We start from the raw sequence: 24,620 nt of genomic DNA, 5'->3' as shown, positions 1-24,620 counted from the left end.
GTCATGGTCAACCTGTGTGCGCCGAGGCCGCGGCACCCAACCGCCTACGAACAACCCTGGTTCGTACTCAACTCATCGCGGTATTCGGTGATGCCTTCCGAACACCCGGCGATCTCGCATTTCTATGCCTTCGATGTCGCCCAATCGACCGACGTGCTGGCGGTGCCGGATGGCTGCGTGGACATCGTTTTCGACTGCGATGCCACACGTCCCACCGTGCGGATCTGCGGCACACCGCTGGAGGCGCAGCGCGTCGAGCTGCACCAGCATCATCACTACTTTGGCGTGCGCTTTTCACCGGGGGTCATTCCAGGCTTCATCAATGTGCTGGCCGCGGACCTGACCGAACAGGAGCTGGATCTGCTCAAGGTCTCGGGGTTTGCCCAGCGCATGTTCGAGAACATCGTGCAAACCCCACGGCTGGAAGAGCAGATGAGGCTGTTCAATGACTACCTGGCCCCGCGCCTGATGGGCAGGACCTCGAAACTGACGGCGATGGTGATTCAACAGGCCCTGGTGCATCGCGGTGACCTGCGCATTCAGCAGCTTGAAGACCTCAGCGGCTACACCAGCCGCACCATCCATCGCCAGTTCAGCCAGGACACCGGCATGTCGCCGAAGATCTTTTGTCGCATCATTCGCTGCCAGGCGGCCCTGGAAACATTGAACACCCAGCACGATGTATCCTTCTCGGAACTGGCGCTGGACCTGGGCTTCTCCGATCAGTCACACTTCCTGCGCGACTTCAAGAAGCTGGTCAGTACGACGCCCTGTGACTACCAGCGCAAGATTGTGCAGAACGCCTACAGCGACCGCATCAGCTTCGCCTGAACGCGCCGCATCAGGCAGCGTTCACCCCCCTCCCCCGCGCGACGAAAAATAAACCTGCGTCTCCATCATTTCTCCATAAAACCTACGCTGAAAGTGCATGCTTGCCGTGCATCATCCAACCCGTTGCCAGAAAACCGCGCGCCGTTGCAGCATGGCCCGGTAGCACAGGGCACATCGACCGAGCAGAACATGACCGAATCACTCGTTGCATCAACCGCTAATCAGGCACTGATCCTGATCGCCGAAGACGAACCGGAAATCGCCGACATCCTCACGGCCTATCTCAAACGCGCCGGCTTTCAAACCGCGCATGCGCAGGATGGCCGTCGCGCACTCGAACTGCATCAAACGCTCAAGCCCGACCTGGTGCTGCTCGATGTACTGATGCCGAAACTGGATGGCTGGATGGTACTGGCGGAGGTTCGTCACCGCGGCAACACGCCGGTCATCATGCTGACCGCACAGGACCAGGACGTGGACAAACTCATGGGGCTGCGTATTGGCGCCGACGATTACATCGTCAAGCCGTTCAACCCGGCCGAGGTCGTCGCCAGAACCCAGGCGGTGCTGCGCCGCTGCATCGACAATGGCTATTTGACGGGGCGCAGCGTGCTGCGCGTGGACGCCTTCGAAATCGACATCGACAACCATGACGTGAGCGTCAGCATCGATGGGCAGAAACACCCATTGAACCTGACCGTGACCGAATTCAAGTTACTCGCGCAATTGGCAAAGGCGCCCCGGCGCGTGTTTAGCCGCGCCGAGTTGCTGGCCCTCTGTTCGCCCGAGAGCGACAGCCTGGAGCGCACGGTCGACAGCCATATCAGCAAATTGCGCAGGAAAATCGAGGACCTCGGACTGCAAGGCGTACCGGCCAGTATCCGCGGGGTCGGCTACCGGTTCGGGAGCCTGCCATGAAAGGCGCCAACAGCTTGAGTCGGCAGATTATCCTGTCGATGTCGGCCGTGGTCCTGTGTGTGATAACCCTGGCGATTGTCGGGACCTATGTCTTTTATGGGTTGCTGTGGTCGTTTGCTCCGCTGAGCGACGCGGAAATGGATGAGTGGCTGCCCAGCGGCATGGAGTGGGCCTGGATGAGCCTGATCACCTGCGTCAGCCTGGGCGTCGGCGTCGCAGCGGCGATCAAGTTGTCCCGGCGCATTCTGATGCCCTTGAACTCGGTGGCGGCCAGCCTGCGCAGGCTGGCCGATGGCGACCTGGATGCCCGCGCAGTGGCGCCGGATCAATCCTTGGGCGAAGCCGCCTTATTAGTGGATGACTTCAACAGCATGGCCAACCGACTGAAACGCATGGCCGAAGAACAGGCGTTCTGGAACGCAGCGATCGCCCATGAGTTGCGCACGCCGCTGACCATCTTGCGCGGCCGCCTGCAGGGGCTCGCCGAAGGTGTGTTCGAACCGGACACCGCGCAGTTCTACAGCCTGCTGACGCAAGTGGAAGGCTTGACGCGCCTGGTTGAAGACCTGCGCGTGGTCGGCCTGGGAGACAGCGGCTACCTCAAGCTCGAACCCGACTACGCCGACCTGGCCGCCGACCTGGAAGCCGAAGCACGGTTGTTCGAATCGAGCCTGCGCAGCGCCGGCTTCGTGCTGCACCTGGACCTGCTCAAGGGGCCGATACGCTGTGATCGCGCGCGGATTCGCCAGGCGTTGCTGGCGCTGCTGGACAACATCCGTCGGCATGCGACGCCGGGCAACGTCTGGGTGCAACTCGGCAGCCAACACTCGCGCAACTTCCTGAGAGTCACGGATGAGGGGCCGGGGGTGGGCGACGCTTTCGCGACGCATATTTTCGATGCGTTCCAGCGCGGCGAAAGTTCTCGCTCCCGTGCCCAGGGAGGCAGCGGGCTGGGCCTGGCCGTGGTACGCGCGATTGCCATCGCCCATGGCGGCACGGTGAGCTGTCGGACATCGATTAATGGCGGCACCGTGTTTGAACTCAGTTGGCCAACAACAACGCAAAGCCTGGATACCTACACGGAGTCTACTGAAGTGTAACTGCATATAACGCCAAACCCGCTTGAATATTCAAACCGACAAAGGTGATGGCATGCGCCTCTCTATTTTTATAGTTAATAGAGCCACGAAATATCGCCACTTTGCCTTATTGAACTCACAAGGACGTTGTATCGCGTTCAAGAGCTGCGAAAGGATGCCAACTCAGGGCGAATGGGTCGAAGTCACAGCAATCAATCTTGCCTGGTTCAATCAAACCCTTCCAGGCCACGGGCGCCGGGATAATGAAGCAACACCTGGCAAATGACGTTCAATGTTTTACGCGGACAATTGTTATGCCGACTCTGCATTCCGCTCGCCCCCTTGTTGACTCCAAACAGCTGGAAGCGTCACTGACGCTCTACACACTCAAACTGCGAAAGTTGCAGCGCTTCTGGATTCCCCTGCAGAAGTACGCGCCGCATTGCGTATTGGCGTTGTGGTTGATTGGTGTGTGCGCGTCGTTGATCACACAGTCTTATTGTCACTGGCTGATTGCAGCGCCGGCCATTTGCATATTGATCGCCCTGGAAATCGTTATCGAAGAAGTGCAGATCAATTTGTTATTGATGACCGAGGAGGCGCGCTATCTGCTCGGCGTCGCCCGCGGTATCTATCCTCCCATGATGCGCTCGACAGGTGGCCCATGCCGTCCGTAACCCCTAGGATTGTGCTCGAAGAAAGCAAAAAGCTCGGTCAGCAATCCGCCAGCCAGACCCTCAAGGCCATTGCCAGGGCCTACCCCGGCAAGCTGTTCGCGACCTTGTCGCTGGTGGCGCTGGAAAATGCACTGCTGCTCGCCTACCCGCTGTTTGCCGGGTTTGCCGTGGACTCGATCATCCGTGGCGATGCCGCCAGCGCATTGCTCTATGCCGGCGTGGTGCTGGGGTTCTGGGTGGTGGGGGCGGCGCGGCGCGCGCTGGATACGCGCACCTTTACGCGCATCTACGCCGATCTTGCGGTGCCGGTGATCCTCAATCAGCGCCTGGAACGCCAGAGCACGTCCAAGGCGGCGGCGCGGGTGGTGCTGGCGCGGGACTTTGTCGACTTTTTCGAGAAGCACGTGCCGATCATCGCCACCGCGCTGGTCTCGATCATTGGCGCGGCCGGCATGTTGCTGGTGATCGAGCCTTGGGTTGGCGTGGCATGCCTGCTCGCGCTGCTGCTGTGCGTCACCGTGATGCCCGGCTTCGCCCGGCGTAACCAGCGCTTGCATGAGCGCTTGAACAATCGCCTGGAAAAGGAAATCGGCATGGTGGAAGCCGTCGGCGCGCATACCCTGCACCGTCATTATCACCTGCTGTCGCGACTGCGCATCCGCTTGTCGGACCGTGAGGCCATCGCCTTCCTGTTCATTGGCATCCTGGCGGCGCTGCTGTTTGTGGTTGCCATCACGCAACTGGCATTGTCGCCGGCCGTAAAAGCCGGGCATATCTATGCGGTGATGACTTACCTGTGGACTTTCGTCAGTTGCCTGGATGAAGCCCCCTCGATGATCGACCAACTGGCGCGGCTCAAGGACATCGGCAAGCGCGTGAACCCCGGGCTTGGCGAAGCGGCGGACTGATCGCGCATCAGCGCTCGGCCCTGCGCGTTTCCGAGGGCGACTCGCCAAACAATTCGCGGTAATGCGCCGCGAAGTGACTCAGGTGAAAAAAGCCCATGGCCACGGCGACCTCACCGACGTTTTTCTCGCTGGCCGCGGTCGCGATCAACCGCCGCCGGACCGCGTTGAGGCGCAGATTGCGCAGGTACTCGACCGGGCGCAGGCCGGTCACCGCCTGAAAACTGTTCTGCAGGGTCCTGCGGCTGACGCGCAATTGCTCGCACAGATCGAGGATGCTCAATGGAGTATCGCCGCTGGCAACGATCAACTCCTGGCAACGCCGGACCAGGTAGGCACTGACGGCGAAATTGCCGCGCCGGCAACGCACCTCGTCGCTGGCATGGGTGAACAGGTCCAGGAAGGTGCCGAGCAGCTCATCTTCCAGGATCTTTTCCGAAACGGCGCTGATCGCGTCGGTATGTTCCAAAAGGTGACGAAACAACGGGTGAATACGCTGGTGTATACGCAGCAGTAACGCCTCATCCACACGCAGCTGAGACACAGTGGTCAGGCGTTTAAGCTGCTCGCCGGATAATTCGAAAGCCGCCAGTTTGGCAAAGCGTACCGCGTCGACGTTGATCGCGAAAAAATGCGTGCCTTCCGGGGCATGCAATACGAACTCCTCCGAATCGCGCAGCAGCACCACGCTCTGCGCGTCCACTTGCTGCCCTTGCACCACCGGCGAGCTGCCCAATGACATGGCGGCGCACAACCGGCCTTTGGGCGAGGAACCATGCTGCACCACTCGCTTGTCCAGCACCTCCTGGAAAATCTGGAAGCGATCGCAGGACAACTGGCGCAGTTCACTGGTGAGGCAGCCACGGCCCAGTTGGTCGTAGATCTGCTGCCAGCCCTGGATCGAGCCGGCGTGCTGTTGAGGATCATTGAAGGTTCGGACTTCAGCGAGCATATTCGTCGTTCCTCGGCGGCCTGTGTCTGGTCATTGGCCTGAAGGGGGCTCAGTCATCCCTGACGGCAGCTGGCATTCACACGGGCACAGTGTCCGCCCGGAAAATCAAAGCCAGTTCCGTGCCAAGCATCTGCAGACGATAGGTTCCCGGCTGTATATCGATCGGTGCCAGCAACGCGCCCGACAGCACCACCTGCCCAGCCTCGATACGGTGACCGTCCGCCAGGAGCCGGCGCACCAACCAGCACAGATTGAACAGGGGGTTGTCTTCCCGAGCCTGCGTATCGCCGCTGCCCAGGTGAACCCCTTCATGCTCCAGACGATAGGGCACGCAGGCATGCTGTTGCGGCTCGAACGGCGACCTCGGCCCCACACAGTAAAGCCCCGCCGCCGCGTTATCGGCGAGGAAGGCGCCAAGCCCGAAACGCCAGCCTTGCCATCGGCAGTCGGCGATTTCGAACGCGGGCGCCACCTCGGCGATGGCCGTCAGAATGTCCTGGTCGCGGTAGTCCCCCGGCGCCAGCGCGTGCCCGAAGACGAACGCCAGTTCGACCTCCAGCTTGGGCTGGATCAGCCGCGCCAACGGCACCGCACTCCCCGGCTCAACCTGCATCGCCTCCGTGAGGCCGCCGTACACCGGTTCGTCGAGAGCAAAGCGTGCTTGCGCGGCTCGGCCAGCGAAGGCGACCTTCCAGCCGCTCGGTTTCTCCCCGGCGGCCACGCGTCGCTCCAGGGTCTGGCGCAACAGCGCGTAGCCTTGCTGCCGGTCCAGCGCCTGCGGTGCCAAAGGCGCTATGGCATGAGCGCTGAGCCTCGCTTGGCGCAGTTGGCCGAGTACATCGTCGGGCGTGCTCATGACAGTTGCTCCGCCAGCTTGCGCAATACACCGTCCAGCCGCTCTGGGGTGGTAATGGCCGCGACAAAGCGGTCCGGACGCACCACGACGATGCAGTCGCGCACCTTGGAGAACCACTCGCCCAGCCGGTTATCCACGTCCTCCACACTGATCGCGTCCATCGCCGTCAGCGGTTGGTTGCGCCCCACGCCGCTGCGCGAACGGTTGACCTGGATAAAGCACGTGTTCCAACGCGCCCAATACGCGGCCATGTCCTCGCTCAGTGGCGCCCGGGGATTGGTGCGGTAACCCAGCACGGCATACGAGTTGCCCAGCATGTCGTCGAGGCGCCGACGTTGGCCCTGGGCATCTTCGATATAAGGCTGCACGAACAGTTGCCCGACCAGATCGTCTTCGCGCAGCTCGGCACGCTCGTGATAGACCAGGCCTTGGGTGATGGTGGCCTTGGGTTTGAACTTGAATTCCAAGAGGTGCGAGCGCAGGTTGTCGACACTGTTGACCGCCTGGAACAGCCAGTCGCGCACGCCGGCCATCAACGGGTTGGTCAACCCCAGCACGGCGCCCATATTGTCGGCCAGCGCCACCAGCTCGGTGGCGTGGCCGCGGCGTTCCTGGTCGTAGCTGGCGAGGATCGACGGCGCCGCGCGGCCCTGAATGATCGCCGCCAGTTTCCAGGCCACGTTGGCCACGTCGCGCAGGCCGGAATTGAGCCCCTGCCCGGCCCAGGGCGGCGAAATATGCGCCGCATCGCCGACCAGCGCGACCCGCCCCTGGACAAACCGCGCCGCAACACGGGAGTGGTGGGTGTAAGCGCGGATTCGGATGACGTTCAACTGATCCACGGCCGCGCCGATATGGCCGCGGATCAGTTCACGAATCGTCGCCTCGTCGCACATCTTCGCTTCGTCTTCGCCCTCCAGCAGCATGAACTCCCAGCGCCGCTGCTGATAAGGCAGGTAGATACACACGAAGGGCCGTTGCGGATCGGCATGCAGGGCGGTGTACGGCGCATCCAGGGTGTCGTTGGCCGTATCGACCACCACCCATTTGCGCGGATGCGTGAGCCCGAGCAGTTCGACGCCCAACTGTTTGCGCACGGTGGAACGCCCGCCGTCGGCGCCAATCACATAGTCGGCCTGCAATTGGTAGAGCTCGCCGTGGGCATCGCGCACCTGCAAGGTCACGCCCTGCTCGTCCTGCTCCAGTTCGAGCAGTTCATGGCCCTGGCGCAATTGGACGCTGGCGTGCTGCACGAGATGTTCGCGCAGGGTGCCTTCGAGCAATTGCTGCATGAAGATGTTCCGCATCGGCCAACCGTACTGCGCGACGCTCGGCTTGACCTCGGCGAAACACACGCCACGCGCGTTGTAATAGCGCAGCGGTACATCGCAGATCATGTCACGTGCGGCCAGCTCGGCAATGCCGATCCCCTGCAGTACACGCAGCGCTTCATCATCCATGCCAACTGCGCGGGGATAAGGCAGGATGCCGTCGGCCAGTTCAAGGACGACGCAGTCGATACCGTACATCCCCATATAGTGTGCGGCGGTGATCCCGTTCGGGCCGCCGCCGACAATGACCACCTGGGTTTTGTCCTGCTTCATCGCTAGTCACCGCTTTCTTGTTGTGGTTTTGATCGGATGCCACGCAAGGCCTTGCGCCCGGGCTCAGTGCAGCCCGTCGAGACCTTGCACATCCGCCGCCTGCAAACCGCCGAGCCGTGCATGCAGGCGTCCGCGCGTGGCGAAGGCCCAGATCACAACGATCTCGTCCGGCGAAGGACCGTCACCGAACATCAGCGACATGCTGTCGTAATGGGAGCGCACATACAGCGCGTCCTTGTGAGCCAATGGCACGTCAATGGTCGAACCCGGACCGCCACGTTTGCCAGTGGACGGCACCCACGACTTGCCACCGCCCAGCGCGACACGGATCGGATCGGCGGCAGGGTTGGTCAGGAACGCGTTGCCGTGCTCGTACTCGCCCTCGGTGCCCACCAGGATAGCCTTGCCGTAGCTGACAATCTCGTGCTCGCCGGCCAGTGCGTTGATGCGCCGGCCGAACTCTTCGCCCAGCAACGGCGAGTCGTCCACCAATGCATCCAGCGTCTGGCTGAAGCGGCCGGCATAGGGGTTGGCAATCACTGCGGCGATGGCGTACTTGTACACAGGTTCGCCATCGGCCAACTGGCCGGTTTCGTTGGCCAGGGTTTCTTCAATGAAGCTGTACCATTTACGGATGTGATAGCTGGCGAAATTCGCGGTTTTCATCAGAGCTGCCTCTATTCAAAGTGGGTCGAGTTTAAAATTCCGGCTCGGCGCGCCGGCGGCCTTGAAGCGGGCCTTGCCAAGTGCGTCGTCGTGCTCGGTCTCGAGAAAGAATTCCATGCGATTACAATCCGGATCGTGGAAATACACGCCATGGCCGATTTCGTGATCGGTGATTTTCACCACCTCGACGCCTTTGCTCAGCAACATGCCGTAGAGCTGGCGCAGGGTGGTCATGTCGCCGGCGATTTCCAATCCGTAGTGCTGCAACCCCAACCCGCCCTGATGGGCGCCGGGTTCGGCACGAATCAACGCAATGTCGTGGTGCTTGGTGCCAAACGCCATCATCACCCAGCTCTCGCCACGGGCACTTTCGTGCATACCCAGGATGTCGGCGTACCAAAGTGCTGACACATCTGGATCACTCACCCATAGCGATAAGTGAGTACGAAGGACTTCGACTTTCATCACGCACTACCTCAGTTTTTCTTGACGATGGATTGATGCCCCGCCTTGATCTGCGCCACGGCGGGGGTCCACAGCACGTCAGCGATCTCACTGAATTCGCGCCACTGCTTCTGCCAGCCGTCACCGCCGTTCTCGGAGGTGAACAAATGGCCGTACTTGGTGCCCGCCACGATTTGCCGAGGGTTCGCCGGGTTGAAGGCGATAGCCCACACACAGGAATTGGGCTGTTGCGGCAGCGGCAACACCTGCCAACTGAGCGCGGCATCATGGGAGACCAGGATCTTGCTGGTGGTGCCCGGCGTGCCGTCGGAGATGCTCAGGTACAGCGTATCCTGCGTGCCCAATGGCGCACTCATGGCGCGCGCGTAATACAGGCCAAACGCTTCGCGGGCGACGATGCCGGTCCAGGTCAGCCCTTCATCAAGGCTGCGGTAAACCGCATTGACGCAAACCACCACGATGACTTTCTCACCGTGATTGGGCAGGACCAGGATGTTGTGAATGTCCGAGTTGAAGTCCCACAGCAGCCGATCATCGACGCGCATCCAGCTTTCGCCGCCGTTACGCGAATGGAACAGCCCGCCCTCCTCGAGGCCGAACCACACCTGGTTGCGGTCGGTGGGGTCGTAGGCGAAGGCCAGCAACCGTGGACGACTGACGCCATCACAGAACTCCGGGATTTCCACCGGCGCGCGATCCCAGCTCAGGCCGCCGTCCAGGGTGCGCCATAGCTCGGCGCGCGAAGGCGCACCGGTGCCGACGAATATCCGCAGAGCATCCTGCGGGTCGACCGCCACCTTCCACACGGTCTGCCCGTTGAACGGCGTGTCGACCTGCTGCCAATGGCCGCCCGTGTCGTGGCTGACGCACAAACCAATGTCGGTGCCGGCATAAATCACGTCCGGCGTGCCGGGGTGAAAGCTCAGCGAACGGGTGATCGCATCGAACTCCAGATCCTGCCCGAGGCCGAGACGATGCCAACTGCGGCCATCGTCGGCGCTACGGATCACGGCCTGGCCGACGGTGGCGACTAATAGGGTTCCGTTACTCATCGCAGTTACTCCTCAGATGAAGATGCCACGGGTCAGGCCGCCGTCGATACCGATGGATTCACCGGTCACCGCGCCAGCCTTGGGAGACGCCAGGAAGCCGATCAGCCAGCCCATTTCAATGGGCGCCAGCGTGCGGCGAATCGGCGTTGCGTCGATGTAGCCCTGCTCGACCTGCTCCGGGGTCTTGCCCTGCTTGATCCCTTCGCGCTCGTACAGCTCGCGGATGTGCGGGGTGTCGACCACGCCCGGGTGGATCAGGTTGACCGTGATGCCGAACGCGCCCAACTGGTCGGAGAGGGTTTTGGTCATGTGCGCGATCGCCAGGTTGCGCATCCCCGAGAGGACTTTGCTGCTGCGCCCGGTGAGGCCGCCGATGTTGATGATGCGGCCGAAGCCACCCGCCTTCATGTGCGGGGTCACGGCCTTGGCACAGCGGAAGTAGCCGATCACTTTGGTGTTGAGATCCGACAGCAACTCGTCGTCGCCGGCATGCTCGATGTCATTGCGCACCACGCCCGACGGCGCCGCGGCACCGTTGACCAGGATGTCGATGCGGCCGAAGTGCTTGTGCGCGGCGGCGACCATTTCCGACACGGCCGACATATCGTTGGTGTCGCAGAACAGCGGCAGTACTTCGTTGCCGGTCTGCGCGCTGATCTCTTCGGCGGCCAGCTGGAGAAACGCCATGCGCCGCGCACAGATCACCACCTTGCAGCCTTCTTCGGACAGAAAGCGCGCAACTTCCTTGCCGATGCCCATGCCACCTCCGGTGACGATTGCCACGCGGCCTTTCAATTCCAGATCCATAGCAGTTCCTCTTGTGATTATTCTGTTCAGCCGAGATCGACAAACACACTTTTGGTCTCGGTGTAGGCGTCGATAACGTTCTTGCCCATTTCCCGGCCCCAGCCGGATTGCTTGTAGCCGCCGAACGGCGAAGCCGCATCGACCACGTTCCAACAGTTGATCCACACCGAACCGGCCTGGAGCTGCGCCGCCAGGCGGTGCGCCGAGCGCAAGTCGCGGGTCCACAGGCCGGCGGCCAGGCCATAGGGCGAGTCGTTGGCGCGCAACACCAGGTCATCGACGTCGGTCCAGCTCATGACGGTGAGCACCGGGCCGAAGATCTCTTCGCGGGCCACGCAGGCACGCTCGGCACGATCGAGGAACACACTCGGCTGGATGAAGTGCCCGCGTTCCAGGTGCTCGGGGCGGCCGCCGCCGCAAATCAGTTCGGCGCCCTCCTCCTGGCCGCGCTGCAGGTAGCCCTTGACCGTATCCAGCTGCCGCGCGGACACCAGCGGGCCCATGCTGTTGGCCGGGTCCAGGCCGTTGCCGAGGACATGGGCAGCAGCGTGGCGCTGCAATTCTTCGAGCACCTGATCCAGCACGCTGGCGTGTACGTACAGACGCGATGCCGCCGTACACACCTGGCCCTGGTTGTAGAAAATCCCATCGGCGGCGCCCTTGGCGGCGCGCACGATGTCGGCGTCGGGCAAGATGATGTTCGGTGATTTGCCGCCCAGCTCCAGCGAGACCTTCTTCATGTTGCCGGTGGCCGCCTGGGCGATCAGCCGCCCGACCTGGGTCGAGCCGGTGAAGGCGATCTTGTCCACGTCAGGATGCTGCGCCAGCGGTGCGCCGGTCTCGGCGCCCAGGCCGGTGATCAGGTTGACCACACCCGGCGGGAAGCCCGCCGCCTCGATCAACTGCACCAGCCGGATCGCCACCAGCGGCGTCTGCTCGGCGGGCTTGAGCACCGCCACACAGCCGGTGGCCAGCGCCGGGCCGAGCTTCCACACGCACATGTTCAACGGGAAGTTCCACGGCACGATCAAGGCGCAGACGCCCACCGGCTCGCGCAACGTGTAGTTGAGCATCGGTGCGCCGCTGGCCGGCGATACCGGCAGCGTGCTGCCTTCGATCTTGGTCGGCCAACCGGCGAAGTAACGAAGGATGCTGGCCGCGCTGGCCGCCTCGGCGCGTGCGTTGGCAATCGGCTTGCCGTTTTCCAGGGTGATCAGTTGCGCCAGCTCTTCGCGGTGCTGGTCGAGCAAGTCCGCCAGGCGAAACAGCAACACGCCGCGCTGGGCCGGTGACTGCTGCGCCCAAGCCCCCGTGAATGCGGCGCGGGCGGCGGCTACGGCGGCATCCACATCGCGCTCGTCGCTGCGCGCGACTTCCGTGAGTGTTTCTTCCGTGGCGGGGTTCTCCACGGCAAACCGGCGACCGCTGGCCGCGTCTTGCCAGGTACCGCCGATGAACAGACGGCCGGGTTGAGACAGGAACGCCTGGACGGCGGGTAACACGTCAAGCTGATTCATCATCGACTCCTTCACAGTGCCATTTCGATCAGGCAAGGGCCCGCATCGGCGGCGGCATTGGCCAGCGCCCGTTGCAGTTCGGCATTGGTGTGTACGGTACGGGCCGGCACGCCGTAGCCGGTGGCCAGGGCTTTCCAGTCGATCCGCGGACGGTCCAGCACGGTCAGGCTGAGGGCTTGCGGGTCGAGTTCGGTCATGCCGAAACGGCGCAGTTCGTTCTGCAGGATCGCGTAACGGTGGTTGGCGGCGATCAGGATCACCACCGGCAATTGCTCGCGGGCGATGCTCCACAGGGTTTGAATGGTGTACTGCGCGCTGCCGTCCGATTGCAGGCAAAACACCCGGGTACCGGGCTCCGCCAGCGCGGCGCCGAACCCGACCGGAATGCCCTGGCCAATCGCGCCGCCGGTGTTGGTCAACACACGGTGCCGCGCCGCACTGGCGGAGGCGGTGAAAAACGGATAGCCGCAAGTGCCCCCTTCGACCGAGACAATGCAGTCGTCCGGCAGCGCTGCGGCCAACACTTGGCCGACCGACTGCGGCGTCAACGCGGCCTCGCCTGGCGGCAGCTCGATCCCCCGCGGGGTCGGCACATAAGCCGGTGCATTCAGCGCGTCGGCCAGCGCGGTCAACGCCCCGGCCACGTCGTCGCCGACTTCGGCCAGCGACAGCAAGCGCTCACGTTCGGCCAGCCGCGACGGAATGCCTTCGTAGCCGAAGTAACTGATGGGTTCCGGGACACCGGCACAGACCACCTTGTCGTACTGCTCGAGGATCTCGATGGCCACTTCCGGGAAGTACGGCAGGCGGTCCAGGTCCGGCAGACCGCCGCCCCGGTAGCTGAGCCGGGGAAAGGTTTCGGCGAACAGCCGCACGCCGGGCAATTGCGCCAGACGCCCTGCCGCTTCCAGGCCGGCAACCGACAAACCTTGATCACCGACGATGAAGACCAGCCGCTGACCATCACGCAAGGCCTGCGCCACCGCTTCGATACGGTCGCCGGCAAAGCGGCGGATCGGCGCCTGCATCCGCGTGAACACACCGTTGTGCGTCACCGCGGCGGCTTGCAGGTCCATCGGCAGGATCAGGCTGGCGATCTGGCCCTTGGCTTGCCAGGCGGCACGCACGGCTTCCTGCAGGTCCTCACCGATCGCCGAGGCGGTGCGCGACGTGCGAACCCAGCCGGACACGGTGCCGGCCAGGGCCTGGATATCGCTGGCCAGGGGCGGGTCGTAGTTGACGTGCCATGAGGCGTGGTCACCGATCACATTGACGATAGGCGTGTTGGCGCGCCGCGCGTTGTGCAGGTTGGCGATGCCATTGGCAAACCCCGGGCCCAGGTGAGTCAGCGTCATCGCGGGCTTGCCGGCGACGCGGCCGTAACCGTCCGCCGCTCCGGTACAGACGCCTTCGAACAACGACAACACCGGCTTGAGGGCGGGCGCGCTGGCCATGGCCGCCACCAGCGGGATCTCCGTGGTTCCCGGGTTGGCGAAGCAGTACTCGATACCGCTTGCCGCTGCCGCATTCACTATCAGTTGCGCACCATTCATTATCAGCCCTCTCGCTTGAGCATCTTCTTTGATGAGATTTATCACACATAAAATCACATCAAACAAGCTGTTTTTTACCATTTGTCTCTACTTATGAGATAAATGCCAATTAATCGGTTATGAAAAGTGCTGCGACGATTGCTTTTTCGCTTAACTGCGATAGTGTGGCGTGACGGCCCCCCTCGGGCCGGCCGTCTTTTCAGCGCGGGCGGGCGTGCCTATAGTGCTCACCCGCGTGCCATCCCCTTTTCTAGGAACGAAATGAGCAGTCTGAGCAAGTTGTTGAGTGTCCTGGACCTGTTCGGTCCGCAGACGTTGAAGATCGATCCGGACACCATCGCCGAGCGCATGGGCCTGTCGCGCGCCACCGTGTATCGCTACGTCAAGGACCTGTGTGACGCCGGCCTGCTGACCCGCGTGGATGCCGGCAGCTACGGCCTGGGGCCGCGCGTGATCGAACTGGACTGGATGATGCGCCAGTACGACCCCATCCTCCTCGCCGGGCGCGAGCTGATGCACGAACTGTCCGCCCAGACCGGCCTGGCCGTGTTCGCCAGCGTTTTTTATGACGGGCGCATCATCAACACCTACATCGCCGAACCCAGCGACACCTACCACTTCTCCTTTGGCCGCGGACACCCGCTGCCGTTTTTTCGCGGCGCGCAATCCAAGGTGCTGATCGCCTTTCAGAAAGGTCGACGCTTGCAACGCCTGTTCGAAGAACACATGGCCAACGACCCGGACAGCCCATACGACTGGGCCAGCTTCTCCAAGGCCGCGAAAAAGATCCGCAAGGACGGCTACTGCCTGACCCACGACGAACTCAACCTGGGCCTGACCGGTATCGCCGCGCCCATCATCCGGCCGGATATGGACGAGGTGGTTGGCAGTCTGTCCGCCGTCGGCAGCAGCCAGAGCTTCAAGCTGCTACGTCAGGAAACCGTGATCGAAATGGTGATGGACACCACACGGCGAATTGCCGAAAACATGCGCAACCCACCGAGCGCCCCCGCGTCCTGAGGGTCAGGAACGCGACGGCCGTCAACCTCAGAACGGCACCGCGACCGTGAATTGGCTGTACAGGTTGGTGCCATTGCCGACCGTCTGGTTGCCGCCGCTGGTGGAGTCCTGCTTCGGCTTGTAGAGGCCGATCAGCGGCGTGACGATCAGGTGCGGGTTGACGGCCCACTCGACGTAGACGTCCAGCTCCCGCGCATCGAGGTTCAGCGCATTGCTTTTGCGCAACGTGTCGAAGTCGAAGTACAGCGCGCCGACCGTCAGGTTCTCCAATGGCGTTGCCTTGAGACCGACGTGATGGATACCGGTGTTGCTGTTGAACGGGCCGGCATAGTTGGAGGCCACCTCGCCCTGGAACCAGGTGCCGTAACCCGTGCTGAGCCCGGTGAACAGCGGGTCCCATTTTTGCGAATAGCGCGTGTAGCGGTAGGTCAGCTTCGGCGCCCAGGCGATGTCGGCAAAGGTGTAGCCGGCTTCGCCGTACCAGGCTTTTTCAGGCCCGGCGTCTTTGTCCTGCCAGGCATACTCGAATGCCAGGCTGACGTTCGGCAGCCCGGCATCGCCTTCGCCGCGCACGCTGTAGACGTTCATACCCTTGCGCTGGCGCTGAAAATCGCTGGCCCAGCGCTCGTTCACATCGATGCCATGCACCCAGGTCAACCCCAGGGTGCCGGGCTTGGCGGTGTAGTCCAGGGTGCCGGCGGCCAGTTCGGTTTCCGCCTGGGCGCGGTTGTCGGACTTGAGCCACAACACGCTGCCATGCACGCCCTCCTGCCCGCCCAGGCGCAGGACCGCGGTTTGATCGAAGGCATGCCGCGCCGCCAGGTAAAAGGCCCCACCACGGTTCAGCGCGCCATCCGCCGGGCCCTTGCCCAGGTTCGGCCCGTCGTCGTTGATCAGGAAACCACGACCGATCTTGACCACCTGGCGCCCACCGGAAATATCCACGCCGTCCTTGCCCAGTGCCGGAAACAGGTCGCCGGAACGCCAACCGAGGTAAGCGTCTTCAATTTTCGTGGTGTGTTCGGTGCCGAGGGTATTGCCGGCCGGATCACCGTCGCCCCAGGTCGCGGAACTGACCAGCGCGAACGCGCCATAGGCCGTGCCTTTGCCTGCCAGGGCCTGGTCGCCGCTCAAGCCGTATTTGATGAAGCCTTCGCGCCAGGTCGAACCGCCCGGGGCGCCGTCATAGTTTTTGCGACTGTTGAACTGACCGAATACGGCGGTCATATCGGCGTTGAGATGCCGGCTCTCGTCGCTGTAAACCTCATAGGCATGGGCCTGGCCGACGGCGCAAAGCGCCAATGTGGCAGCCAGGGTGCTGCGGCGAAAGGGAGGGGATGGATACCGCATGGTTGAAACTCCTTGAGGTGCACCTTCAAAGGCTGTCTTAGGTATTCGCATAACACTGGCGCAGCCGCGCTGCGCCAGGCTCGCAAGGGCTAGCCGCAAGCGGCGAGCGCGGTGTCCAGCGCCGCGACGATCAATTCGGCCTCCCCGCCCGTGAGGGTCAGCGGTGGCGAAAGAACGATTTTGTTGCCGATCGGCCGCACCAGCACCCCGGCGCGGCGTGCCGCGTCAGCGATCCGCAAAGGCTGCCCGGCCGCCGGGTTCAGCGGTTCGCGGGTGGTTTTGTCCGCCACCAGGTCGAGGGCAATCATCAGGCCCTTGCCGCGCACTTCACCGACCACGGCGTAACGCTCGGTCAGTGCTTGCAGCTGTTCGAGCAATTGCCCGCCGACCTTGGCGGCGTTGCCCGGCAGGTCCTCGGCTTCGACGATATCCAGCACCGCCAGGGCGGCCGCGCAGGCGGTCGGATGCCCGCTGTAGGTGTAGCCGTGCATGATCACGTTGCTGAAGCCTTCGCCGTGCTCAATCGCGTCGACGATGCGCTGATTGAACATCGTTGCGCCCAGCGGGATATAACCGGCGGTGATGCCTTTGGCCAGGCACAGCATGTCCGGCGCGACACCCCAGCCGCGGCTGCCGAGCATGCAGCCCGAGCGACCGAAACCGGTGACCACTTCGTCGGCGATCAACAGAATGCCGTGGCGGTCGCACACCTCACGCAGGCGCTTCCAGTAGTCGTCCGGCGGCACGATCACGCCGCCGGCGCCTTGCACCGGTTCCGCGATCAACGCGGCGATGGTCTGCGCGCCCAGCAAGGCGATCTGATCTTCAAGCTGGCGAATGCAGTGTGCGGTCAGCGCTTGCGGGTCCCGGCAGTCCCAAGGGTTGCGATACAACCATGGGGTGTCGAGCAAATGGCATCCGGCCAACAACGGCCCGTGGTTGTAGTGATAAACCCCATTGCCGCCCACTGACGTGCCGCCCATGTGTACGCCGTGATAACCGTTGCGCAGGGACAAAAAGCGCGTGCGCCCCGGCTCGCCGCTGGCGATCCAGTACTGGCGGGCCATTTTCAGTGCGGTCTCCACCGCATCGGAGCCACCGGAACTGAACAGCACACGCGTCATCTGCTCCTGGGCGAACATCGACGTCAGCCGCTCGGCCAGGTCGAACACCCGCGGATGGGCAATGCCGTCGAAGGTCTGGTAATACGCCAGTTCGTCGAGTTGCGCGGCAATCGCGGCCTTGACCGACGCACGGTTGTGCCCGATGTTGACGTTCCACAGGCCGCCCACGCCGTCGAGCATGCGCTGGCCGTCGATGTCGGTGATGTAGTTGCCGTCGCCACGGGCAATGATCAAGGTCTTGGCACGCTGCGCCGGGGCGCTGGAACTCATCGGATGCCAGAATTTCTTCTGCGCAGTTTTGTATTTTTCGTACATGGCTCAGGCCCTTACTCAGCGTCACGGTTGTGGACAAACAACAGCTGTTGCCCGGTGAATTCCAGCAGCCCTTCAAGGCCGAACTCGACACCGAACCCGGACATCTTGCTGCCGCCGAACGGCGTGTTCGGCTGGATGCGGGCATGGCAGTTGACCCATGCCACGCCGCTTTCCAGACGGCTGGCCAAGGCCGTCGCCTGTTCGACGTCCGGCCCCCAGACCGAGCCGCCCAAGCCCATGTCGCCCGCATTCGCGCGACGCAGCACGTCTTCCACATCCTGATAGGCGATCAACGGCAACACCGGGCCAAACTGCTCCTCGTCGACCAGCCGCTGGCCGTCCGTGACATCGGCGACCAGCGTGGGTGGATAAAAGAACCCCGGACGCTCCAGGCGTGCGCCGCCGCACAGAACCCGCGCGCCGTGTTCGCGCGCATCGGCGACCAGTGCCTCGACCAGTTGCAGTTGCTCCAGGTTCTGCACCGGACCAAACGTGACCCCCGGCGCCAGGCCGTCACCGACGACCTGGCGTGCGGCGATGCGCGTCAATGCATCGGCAAACGCCGAGTACTGGGACTCATGAACGTACAAACGCTTGAGGGCCGCACAGGTCTGGCCCATGTTGAGGAACGCTGCCTGGAAAATCGCTTCGGCGACCTCTTCCACCGGCGTGCCCGGCAGTACGATGGCGGCATCGTTGCCGCCCAGTTCGAGGGTCAATCGCTTGAGGTTGCCGGCAGCGCCGCGCATCACGCTTTGCCCGGTGGCGGTCGAGCCGGTGAAGACGATCTTCTGGATACCGGGGTGGGTGGTGATCGCGCTGCCGAAACCTTGCTCACCGGTCACGCAATTGATCACCCCGTGGGGCACATGCCGAGCGATGATGTCCACCAGGCGCAAGGTGCTCAATGGCGTCAGGCTCGAGGGCTTGCTGATCACGCAATTGCCAGCACGCAACGCCGGCATGATGTGCCACACGGCAATCATCACCGGCCAGTTCCACGGTGTGATGGAAGCCACCACGCCCAGCGGCTTGCGGTGCAACTCGACACGCTGGGTGGGGGTTTCTTCCACCAGTTCCACGGGGATCTGTTGCGCGGCGGCATAGCGGGTCCACGCGGCGGCGCCCATGACTTCGGACAACGCCAGCTCCAGCGGTTTGCCCTGTTCGAGAACGATCAACCGGGCCAGGGCGTCGGCATCCTGTTCGATCGCCTCGGCAATCGCCAGCAGGCGCTCGCAACGCAGCGCGTGAGTGCTGTGCCGCCACGTCTTGAAGGCCGCCTGGGCAGCCGCCACCGCCTGGTCCAGTTGCGCCAGGGAACCGGCCGGGCACTGTGCGAATGCGGTGCCGGTGGCTGGGTTGATCACGTCAAACTGCCCGTTTTCACCGGCAACCTGAACCCCGTTGATCAGCATCGTGTAATGGTGCATGTGCAATTTTCCTTTAACGCAGGCACGCCTTGTCGGACACCGACAAGCGCACAGTTCGCAGTAGAGTTGTACCGGGTTGATGCCTTAGAGCTTGTGGCTGCCCAACGCCAGGAACCGCTGGGGCGATACCTTGCGCAAGCGCGCGGCGAGAAAGATGCCGCCGAGCAGGGCCAGGGGGATGACGGCGCACAGGCTGTACGACAACAGCTTGCTGGCGCCCGTGAGCACATCGAAATGCGCCACCGCCAGTACCAGCACCATCAGTAATGCCAGGCAGGAGATCCCCGGCAGAATGCGCCCGCGCAAAACGCTGACGTTGAGCTCGGGATGCCGGTGAAAATACACACACACCGCGACCGAGGTCATCGCCATCAACAAAATCACGCACAGGGTGGCGAGGTTGGAGAACCAGGCGAACAGTTGCAGGATCGGGTCCGCATCCAAGGCGGCGAAGATCAGCACTACCACCGCCGCGATCAGGCTCTGCAAGGCCGAGCCCATATGCGGGCTCTGATGCACGCGGTGCGTGGTGCCCAGCAGACTGTGCAGCAGGCCGTCGCGGCCGATCGCGTAGAAGTAGCGCGCGGCGGCGTTATGGAATGCCAACAGCCCGGCGTAGATACTGACCATGAACAGCACGCGGATGATCTGGGTCAGGTAAGGCCCGACGAAGTGATCGGACATGCCGTAGATAAAGGTCGTGGGGTCCTGCAATGCCTGCAGCATCGGCACGATCTTGTCCGCGCCCACGCCCACCACCATCGCCCAGACCGACAGCGCATAGAACCCACCGATCAACAGCACCGAACAGTAGGTGGCAATCGGAATGGTGCGCTGCGGGTTTTTCGCTTCCTCGCCGTAGATCGTCGTGGCCTCGAAGCCGATGAAGGCGGCGAAGCAGAACAGCAGGCCGATCGACGGCGTACCGCTGAACACATGCTGGCTGCTGAATGCGTCGAGATTGACCCCGCTGTCGCCGCCGCTCTTGAGAATGGCGAAGTCGAGGGTGAGGATCGCCAGGTACTCGGCGATCACCACGACCGACAATACCCGGGCCGACAGATCAATCTTGCGATAACCGAGGACCGCAATACTGGCCATCGCCATCAGCGAATACGACCACCACGGCAACACCAGGCCAACCACGCTCTCCATGGTGCCGCTGACCACGCCGCCGAACATGCCATACAGGGCGATCTGGAGAATGTTATAGGCAAACATCGCCAACACCGCCGCCGAGCCCCCGGCCAAACCGCCCAGGCCACGCGAGGTGAAGGCATAGAAACCGCCAGCGTTGGTGAGGTGCCGGGACATGGTGGTGTAACCCACCGAGAACGCCAATAGCACCAGCAAGGCGAGAAGCAGCAATGCCGGGGTGCCGGCACCGTTACCCAGCATGATGCCAATCGGAAAACCGCCGGCGATGACACTGAGCGGACTCGCCGCCGAAACCACGAAAAAGATGATGAAGCCGACACCCAGGGCGCCTCGCTTCAACTCCGTGGAGCTGTTGACCTGAATAGATACACTCATGTTATTGACCTTATTGTATGAGGCAGTCGCTGTGGGGTGGCTCCGATCAAGGCTCTATCGGCACCGGGTAGCGCTTTTATTTTTTGGCTTGCACGCTGTATTCGATCCTATGCCCCCCTACAAACCCCTCGCTATCCCAAATCGGTAGCATCGCCTGCACCGCCCCAAAACAGTTCAGCGTCCAGCACCGTTCCCCGCCGATTTGGGATAACCCCCCGGATGTTCATCCCTGCACTCTAGGGTCGCCGTGCTATGCCCGGATGTCGGCTAGCAACAATAAGAAACGACGGCGCCCACCAGGCTATTACAGCCCATAGAGCCCTCACGCGCAGGAACCCCCAGCCATGCCTTTTGCTCACCTGACTATTCAATGGCGCATCACACTCCTGAGCGGGCTGTGCCTGCTGGCCGTTGTCGCCGCATTGACCGGCGCCTCGCTGTACCAGAATCAACAAAGTGCAGAACTGCTCAAGGCACGCAGCACTCAGTTGCTGGCGCAAGCGGCCACGGAGCACTTGCAGGCCCAGGCGGTTGCCCACGGTCAGCAGGTCGCGCGGTTTTTCAATGAGACGGCGCTGTATGGCGAAGGCTTCGCGCAACAGGTCCTGCAACTGCGCGAACAAACCCTCAATGGCCACCTCTCGGCGACACAACTGCGCGAGACACTGGTGAACATTACTCGCCAGACACTGCTCAAGCGCGACAAAGTGCTCGGCCTGTACGTGGTGTTGCTGCCCGATGCGCTGGCGGGTGCCGACGCGCAGTTCACCGCGCAACGTGCGTTGGCAGGCAACGAAACAGGCCGGTTCGCGCTGTATTGGTCGCAGAGCCAACCGGGGCAGTTGGTCCAGGAAGTACTCACCGAGCCGCAAATCACCGCCAACCATGCGCCGACGGGCAGTGAGCCGGAAAACGCCTGGTACGTCTGCCCGCAGGCCCAGGGCCGCACCTGTGTGGTGGCGCCCTATGAAAGCGAGGTGGAGGGCCGCAAAGTCCTGATGAGCAGCATTTCGATTCCACTGATCGCCAACGGCACGACGATCGGCGTGGTCGGCATGGACATCGGCCTCGACACCCTGCAGAAACTCGCGGCCAACCTGCGCCAGGATCTGTACCAGGGCGCCAGCGCAGTCAGCATAGTCGCAAACTCGGGCCAGGTGGCCGGGCGCAGTGGCGAGGTCTCGGGCGCCAGCATCGACATCAGTCAGGCCGTCCAGACCGTGGCGGGCAGCCCACCGTGGACGTTGCAGTTGAAGGTGCCGCAAGCCGTGGCGCAGGCCCCCGTTCGGCAGATGCAGAGCGAACTGGATGCCCAACGCCGCCAGGCCAATTGGCTCAACCTGGGCCTCGGTTTGCTCGCCAGTTGCCTGGGCATGCTGCTGATCTGGCTGGCGGCCTACGGCGTGACGCGCCCGCTGCTGAAGGTGGCCAGCCTGCTCGATGCGATTGTCGACGGCGACGGTGATCTCACCCAGCGCCTGCCGGTGGCTCGCCACGATGAGCTGGGCGCACTGAGCAACGGTTTCAACCGTTTCCTGGACAAATTGCAGCCGATCATCCGCGACATCCAATCCGCCTCGCGGGACACGCGCACCAGTGCCGACACGTCCTCGGGCATTGCCCGGGAGGTCAGCGCAGGCATGCAGCGCCAGTACCGTGAAGTGGAACTGGCGGCGACCGCGCTGCATGAAATGAGCGCCAGTGCCCAGGAAGTGGCGCGCCACTCGCACTCTGCCGCCGACGCCGCGAGCGCCGCGGAAAGCGCGAGCCGCTCCGGTCAGGCCGTCTTCGCCAGCGCCGTACACAACATCGAACACCTCGACCAGCGCCTGGACGCCACACTCAAGCAGGTACACGCCCTCGCCGACAGCAGCAGCCAGATCAGCCAGGTGCTGGACGTGATCTGCACCCTCGCTCAACAGACCAACCTGCTGGCCTTGAATGCGGCCATCGAAGCGGCCAGAGCGGGCGAACAAGGGCGCGGTTTTGCGGTGGTGGCCGATGAAGTCAGGCACCTGGCCAGCAACACCCAGAGTTCGGTCGAACAGGTGCGCAACGTGATCGAGAGGTTGCAACAGCTGAGCCAGGAGGTGGTACACAGCACTCAACTGAGTCGCGAACAAGCCGGCAGCAGCGTGATCCAGGTGCAACAGACGCGTGCGGCGCTGCAGAACATCTCCCAGGCCGTGGACGTGATCGAGCAGATGAACCAGCAGATCGCCAGCGCCGCCCTGGAACAAAGCACCGTCGTGGACGATATCAGCCAGCGTGTCAGTGACATCCGTGGCATCAGCGAAACACTCAGCACGCGCATGAACGAGGCCTCCAGGGCCAGTGACTCACTGCATGAAATGGCCAACCATCAGCAGAACCTGGTGGGCCATTTCCGTGTGTGAGGGGCAATGCAGCACAACTGAGCTACAGTGGCCGGCCTTCGACACTTTACCCATCGAGCCCTGCCCATGACCGCTTCGCGACGCTGGTTGATCCTGGCCATTATTTCCAGCGCATTGCTGCTCATCGTGATTGACATGACCGTGCTGTACACCGCGTTGCCGACACTGACGCGCGAGCTTGGTGCGACGGCGTCGCAGAAACTGTGGATCATCAATATCTATGCGCTGATCGCCGCCGGGCTGTTGCTGGGCATGGGCACGCTCGGCGACCGCCTGGGGCATAAACGGCTATTTATCGGGGGCTTGAGTGTATTTGGGCTGTGCTCGCTGATCGCAGCCTTCTCGCCTTCGGCCAGCGTATTGATCGGCGCGCGGGGGTTCCTGGCGGTCGGCGCAGCGATGATGATGCCCGCCACATTGGCCCTGGTCCGGTTGACGTTCACCGACGAGCGCGAACAGGCCATGGCGTTCGGGATCTGGGCCTCGGTGGCCTCGGGGGGCGCGGCGTTCGGGCCGGTGGTGGGTGGCTTGTTGCTGGAGCATTTCTGGTGGGGCTCGGTGTTTCTGATCAACGTGCCGATTGTGCTGCTGGCGTTGCTCGTCGGCGTGCTGTTGATCCCCGACCACCCGGGAAACCCCGAACGACGTTGGGATTGGCTGGGTTCGCTGCAGGTGATGATCGGCTTGATCAGCATGGCGTATGCCGTCAAGGAACTCGGCAAACGCCTGCCCTCCTTCGACGCCATGCTGGTGGCGGTCGTGCTCGGTGCGCTCTGCCTCACGCTGTTCATTCGGCGCCAACGCCGAGCGACGCAACCGATGCTCGATCTGTCGTTGTTCAGCACGCCCGGATTCAGAAATGCCGTGATTGCAGCGCTCGTGTCCGCCGCCGCCTTGATTGGCATGGAACTGGTGTTCAGCCAGCGCCTGCAGCTGGTGCTGGGCCTGTCGCCGCTGGACGCGGCGCTGTTCATCCTGCCGCTGCCACTGGGTTCCTTCGTCGCCGGCCCGCTTGCCGGCTACTACCTGCCGCGCCTGGGCAACCAACGCATGCTGTTCTGGACATTGCTGCTGTCAGCCGCCGCGATGCTGGCCTATGTGTCGCTGTACAACGCCGCAGTGCCGCTGCAAATCGTCAGCCTGGCGCTGCTGGGCCTGACCATGGGGGCGGCACTGACCGCAGCGTCGAGCACTATCATGCTCAGCGTGCCCGCCGACAAGGCCGGCATGGCCGCCTCCCTTGAGGAAGTCTCGTTCGAACTGGGCGGTGCGGTGGGCGTGACACTGGCAGGCAGCCTCTTGTCAGCGATCTACGCGTACTCGACAGGCCTGATGATCCCGTCATGGCTGAGCCGAAACCCCATGACATTCGAGAGCCTCGACGACGCGCTGAAAGTCGCCGAGACCTTGTCACCCGAGGGCGCCGCCATGCTGACGGCGTTCGCCCGTTCGGCGTTTGATGCAGGCTTCGTGGTCGTGCTGGTGACGATGGCGGTACTGCTGTTGATGGCCGCACTGCTGGTCAAGCTGAGCCGGCAGGCGCAGTGAAACCGCGCCCTTGGGCTCG

Annotated in this window: 21 protein-coding genes and 1 pseudogene; 9 read left to right on the top strand and 13 right to left on the bottom strand. The window is 63.0% G+C overall.

The window, feature by feature from the left end; genetic code table 11:
• Positions 1 to 3: 3 nt before the first annotated feature.
• From TU80_RS15715 to TU80_RS15695, 5 genes are all read left to right on the top strand, one after another.
• Positions 4 to 831, top strand: a complete 828-nt coding sequence (locus TU80_RS15715; RefSeq protein WP_026140022.1) for an AraC family transcriptional regulator — start codon at positions 4 to 6, stop codon at positions 829 to 831.
• Between the two features lie 189 nt (positions 832 to 1,020).
• Positions 1,021 to 1,749, top strand: coding sequence for a response regulator (locus tag TU80_RS15710; RefSeq protein ID WP_046384079.1), 729 nt, complete (start codon positions 1,021 to 1,023; stop codon positions 1,747 to 1,749).
• A complete protein-coding gene (locus TU80_RS15705; RefSeq protein WP_057004882.1) occupies positions 1,746 to 2,849 on the top strand; it encodes an ATP-binding protein in 1,104 nt (367 codons plus the stop codon). The genes TU80_RS15710 and TU80_RS15705 overlap by 4 nt, the downstream gene beginning before the upstream one ends.
• A 293-nt stretch (positions 2,850 to 3,142) precedes the next feature.
• Complete coding sequence (locus tag TU80_RS15700; RefSeq protein WP_057004881.1) at positions 3,143 to 3,505, top strand: hypothetical protein; 363 nt, start codon at positions 3,143 to 3,145, stop codon at positions 3,503 to 3,505.
• Entirely contained in the window at positions 3,493 to 4,413 is a 921-nt protein-coding gene (locus TU80_RS15695) for an ABC transporter six-transmembrane domain-containing protein (protein ID WP_046384082.1), read from the top strand. Before TU80_RS15700 ends, TU80_RS15695 begins: the two co-directional genes overlap by 13 nt.
• Positions 4,414 to 4,420: 7 nt before the next feature.
• Here TU80_RS15695 and TU80_RS15690 read toward each other — a convergent pair whose 3' ends face one another.
• From TU80_RS15690 to TU80_RS15650, 9 genes are all read right to left on the bottom strand, one after another.
• Positions 4,421 to 5,362 (bottom strand): helix-turn-helix domain-containing protein, encoded by a 942-nt coding sequence (locus tag TU80_RS15690; RefSeq protein ID WP_046384083.1) that lies wholly within the window; start codon positions 5,360 to 5,362, stop codon positions 4,421 to 4,423.
• A 76-nt stretch (positions 5,363 to 5,438) separates the two neighbouring features.
• Positions 5,439 to 6,218, bottom strand: a complete 780-nt coding sequence (locus TU80_RS15685; RefSeq protein WP_017846972.1) for a 2-keto-4-pentenoate hydratase — start codon at positions 6,216 to 6,218, stop codon at positions 5,439 to 5,441.
• Entirely contained in the window at positions 6,215 to 7,822 is a 1,608-nt protein-coding gene (locus TU80_RS15680) for a bifunctional 3-(3-hydroxy-phenyl)propionate/3-hydroxycinnamic acid hydroxylase (protein ID WP_057004880.1), read from the bottom strand. The genes TU80_RS15685 and TU80_RS15680 overlap by 4 nt, the downstream gene beginning before the upstream one ends.
• Positions 7,823 to 7,885: 63 nt before the next feature.
• A complete protein-coding gene (locus TU80_RS15675; RefSeq protein WP_046384086.1) occupies positions 7,886 to 8,488 on the bottom strand; it encodes an amino acid synthesis family protein in 603 nt (200 codons plus the stop codon).
• A 15-nt stretch (positions 8,489 to 8,503) separates the two neighbouring features.
• The gene (locus TU80_RS15670) at positions 8,504 to 8,953 is read right to left on the bottom strand and encodes a VOC family protein (protein ID WP_046384087.1); all 450 of its coding nucleotides are present in this window, start codon (positions 8,951 to 8,953) and stop codon (positions 8,504 to 8,506) included.
• An 11-nt stretch (positions 8,954 to 8,964) separates the two neighbouring features.
• On the bottom strand, positions 8,965 to 10,005 hold the full coding sequence (locus TU80_RS15665; RefSeq protein WP_046384088.1) for a WD40/YVTN/BNR-like repeat-containing protein: 1,041 nt from the start codon (positions 10,003 to 10,005) through the stop codon (positions 8,965 to 8,967).
• Positions 10,006 to 10,017: 12 nt separating this feature from the next.
• On the bottom strand, positions 10,018 to 10,812 hold the full coding sequence (locus TU80_RS15660) for an SDR family NAD(P)-dependent oxidoreductase (protein WP_017846967.1): 795 nt from the start codon (positions 10,810 to 10,812) through the stop codon (positions 10,018 to 10,020).
• A 26-nt stretch (positions 10,813 to 10,838) separates the two neighbouring features.
• On the bottom strand, positions 10,839 to 12,329 hold the full coding sequence (locus TU80_RS15655; RefSeq protein WP_057004879.1) for an aldehyde dehydrogenase family protein: 1,491 nt from the start codon (positions 12,327 to 12,329) through the stop codon (positions 10,839 to 10,841).
• Between the two features lie 11 nt (positions 12,330 to 12,340).
• Positions 12,341 to 13,882, bottom strand: coding sequence for an acetolactate synthase large subunit (locus TU80_RS15650; RefSeq protein ID WP_057004878.1), 1,542 nt, complete (start codon positions 13,880 to 13,882; stop codon positions 12,341 to 12,343).
• A 261-nt stretch (positions 13,883 to 14,143) separates the two neighbouring features.
• Here TU80_RS15650 and TU80_RS15645 point away from each other — a divergent pair, with 261 nt between their 5' ends.
• A complete protein-coding gene (locus TU80_RS15645) occupies positions 14,144 to 14,902 on the top strand; it encodes an IclR family transcriptional regulator (RefSeq protein WP_046384091.1) in 759 nt (252 codons plus the stop codon).
• A gap of 27 nt (positions 14,903 to 14,929) precedes the next feature.
• On the opposite strand, the gene TU80_RS15640 is transcribed toward TU80_RS15645, so the two are convergent.
• The 4 genes from TU80_RS15640 to TU80_RS15625 all read right to left on the bottom strand — a co-directional run bounded on the left by TU80_RS15640 (position 14,930) and on the right by TU80_RS15625 (position 20,657).
• Positions 14,930 to 16,252, bottom strand: coding sequence for an alginate export family protein (locus TU80_RS15640; protein ID WP_057004877.1), 1,323 nt, complete (start codon positions 16,250 to 16,252; stop codon positions 14,930 to 14,932).
• A gap of 89 nt (positions 16,253 to 16,341) precedes the next feature.
• Complete coding sequence (locus TU80_RS15635; RefSeq protein WP_046384092.1) at positions 16,342 to 17,691, bottom strand: aminotransferase class III-fold pyridoxal phosphate-dependent enzyme; 1,350 nt, start codon at positions 17,689 to 17,691, stop codon at positions 16,342 to 16,344.
• Between the two features lie 11 nt (positions 17,692 to 17,702).
• Positions 17,703 to 19,124: an aldehyde dehydrogenase family protein gene (locus TU80_RS15630; protein ID WP_057004876.1), complete on the bottom strand. Its 1,422-nt coding sequence runs from the start codon at positions 19,122 to 19,124 to the stop codon at positions 17,703 to 17,705.
• An 84-nt stretch (positions 19,125 to 19,208) separates the two neighbouring features.
• Complete coding sequence (locus TU80_RS15625; protein WP_046384094.1) at positions 19,209 to 20,657, bottom strand: APC family permease; 1,449 nt, start codon at positions 20,655 to 20,657, stop codon at positions 19,209 to 19,211.
• Between the two features lie 344 nt (positions 20,658 to 21,001).
• On the opposite strand from TU80_RS15625, the pseudogene TU80_RS33975 reads away from it, so the two are divergent.
• The 3 genes and pseudogenes from TU80_RS33975 to TU80_RS15615 all read left to right on the top strand — a co-directional run.
• Positions 21,002 to 22,195 (top strand): annotated as a pseudogene (locus TU80_RS33975) (HAMP domain-containing protein); the annotation flags it as partial.
• Between the two features lie 102 nt (positions 22,196 to 22,297).
• The gene (locus TU80_RS33970; RefSeq protein WP_371928148.1) at positions 22,298 to 23,053 is read left to right on the top strand and encodes a methyl-accepting chemotaxis protein; all 756 of its coding nucleotides are present in this window, start codon (positions 22,298 to 22,300) and stop codon (positions 23,051 to 23,053) included.
• A 66-nt stretch (positions 23,054 to 23,119) separates the two neighbouring features.
• Positions 23,120 to 24,601: an MFS transporter gene (locus TU80_RS15615; protein ID WP_057004874.1), complete on the top strand. Its 1,482-nt coding sequence runs from the start codon at positions 23,120 to 23,122 to the stop codon at positions 24,599 to 24,601.
• The last annotated feature ends 19 nt before the right edge of the window (positions 24,602 to 24,620 follow it).

The organism is Pseudomonas veronii, assembly GCF_001439695.1.
GTDB lineage: Bacteria > Pseudomonadota > Gammaproteobacteria > Pseudomonadales > Pseudomonadaceae > Aquipseudomonas > Aquipseudomonas veronii.
The sequence above is the reverse complement of the archived record's forward strand: the minus strand, read 5'-3'. Positions and strand labels throughout refer to the sequence as shown.

Excerpts from the sequence above, each read along its gene's own strand:
- TU80_RS15710 (WP_046384079.1), top strand. The coding sequence starts at position 1,021 with ATGACCGAATCACTCGTTGCATCAACCGCTAATCAGGCACTGATCCTG.
- TU80_RS15615 (WP_057004874.1), top strand. The coding sequence starts at position 23,120 with ATGACCGCTTCGCGACGCTGGTTGATCCTGGCCATTATTTCCAGCGCA.
- TU80_RS15645 (WP_046384091.1), top strand. The coding sequence starts at position 14,144 with ATGAGCAGTCTGAGCAAGTTGTTGAGTGTCCTGGACCTGTTCGGTCCG.
- TU80_RS33970 (WP_371928148.1), top strand. The coding sequence starts at position 22,298 with ATGCAGCGCCAGTACCGTGAAGTGGAACTGGCGGCGACCGCGCTGCAT.
- TU80_RS15660 (WP_017846967.1), bottom strand. The coding sequence starts at position 10,812 with ATGGATCTGGAATTGAAAGGCCGCGTGGCAATCGTCACCGGAGGTGGC.
- TU80_RS15655 (WP_057004879.1), bottom strand. The coding sequence starts at position 12,329 with ATGAATCAGCTTGACGTGTTACCCGCCGTCCAGGCGTTCCTGTCTCAA.
- TU80_RS15670 (WP_046384087.1), bottom strand. The coding sequence starts at position 8,953 with ATGAAAGTCGAAGTCCTTCGTACTCACTTATCGCTATGGGTGAGTGAT.
- TU80_RS15640 (WP_057004877.1), bottom strand. The coding sequence starts at position 16,252 with ATGCGGTATCCATCCCCTCCCTTTCGCCGCAGCACCCTGGCTGCCACA.
- TU80_RS15705 (WP_057004882.1), top strand. The coding sequence starts at position 1,746 with ATGAAAGGCGCCAACAGCTTGAGTCGGCAGATTATCCTGTCGATGTCG.
- TU80_RS15675 (WP_046384086.1), bottom strand. The coding sequence starts at position 8,488 with ATGAAAACCGCGAATTTCGCCAGCTATCACATCCGTAAATGGTACAGC.
- TU80_RS15680 (WP_057004880.1), bottom strand. The coding sequence starts at position 7,822 with ATGAAGCAGGACAAAACCCAGGTGGTCATTGTCGGCGGCGGCCCGAAC.
- TU80_RS15685 (WP_017846972.1), bottom strand. The coding sequence starts at position 6,218 with ATGAGCACGCCCGACGATGTACTCGGCCAACTGCGCCAAGCGAGGCTC.
- TU80_RS15630 (WP_057004876.1), bottom strand. The coding sequence starts at position 19,124 with ATGCACCATTACACGATGCTGATCAACGGGGTTCAGGTTGCCGGTGAA.
- TU80_RS15625 (WP_046384094.1), bottom strand. The coding sequence starts at position 20,657 with ATGAGTGTATCTATTCAGGTCAACAGCTCCACGGAGTTGAAGCGAGGC.
- TU80_RS15690 (WP_046384083.1), bottom strand. The coding sequence starts at position 5,362 with ATGCTCGCTGAAGTCCGAACCTTCAATGATCCTCAACAGCACGCCGGC.
- TU80_RS15695 (WP_046384082.1), top strand. The coding sequence starts at position 3,493 with ATGCCGTCCGTAACCCCTAGGATTGTGCTCGAAGAAAGCAAAAAGCTC.
- TU80_RS15635 (WP_046384092.1), bottom strand. The coding sequence starts at position 17,691 with ATGTACGAAAAATACAAAACTGCGCAGAAGAAATTCTGGCATCCGATG.
- TU80_RS15715 (WP_026140022.1), top strand. The coding sequence starts at position 4 with ATGGTCAACCTGTGTGCGCCGAGGCCGCGGCACCCAACCGCCTACGAA.
- TU80_RS15665 (WP_046384088.1), bottom strand. The coding sequence starts at position 10,005 with ATGAGTAACGGAACCCTATTAGTCGCCACCGTCGGCCAGGCCGTGATC.
- TU80_RS15650 (WP_057004878.1), bottom strand. The coding sequence starts at position 13,882 with ATGAATGGTGCGCAACTGATAGTGAATGCGGCAGCGGCAAGCGGTATC.
- TU80_RS15700 (WP_057004881.1), top strand. The coding sequence starts at position 3,143 with ATGCCGACTCTGCATTCCGCTCGCCCCCTTGTTGACTCCAAACAGCTG.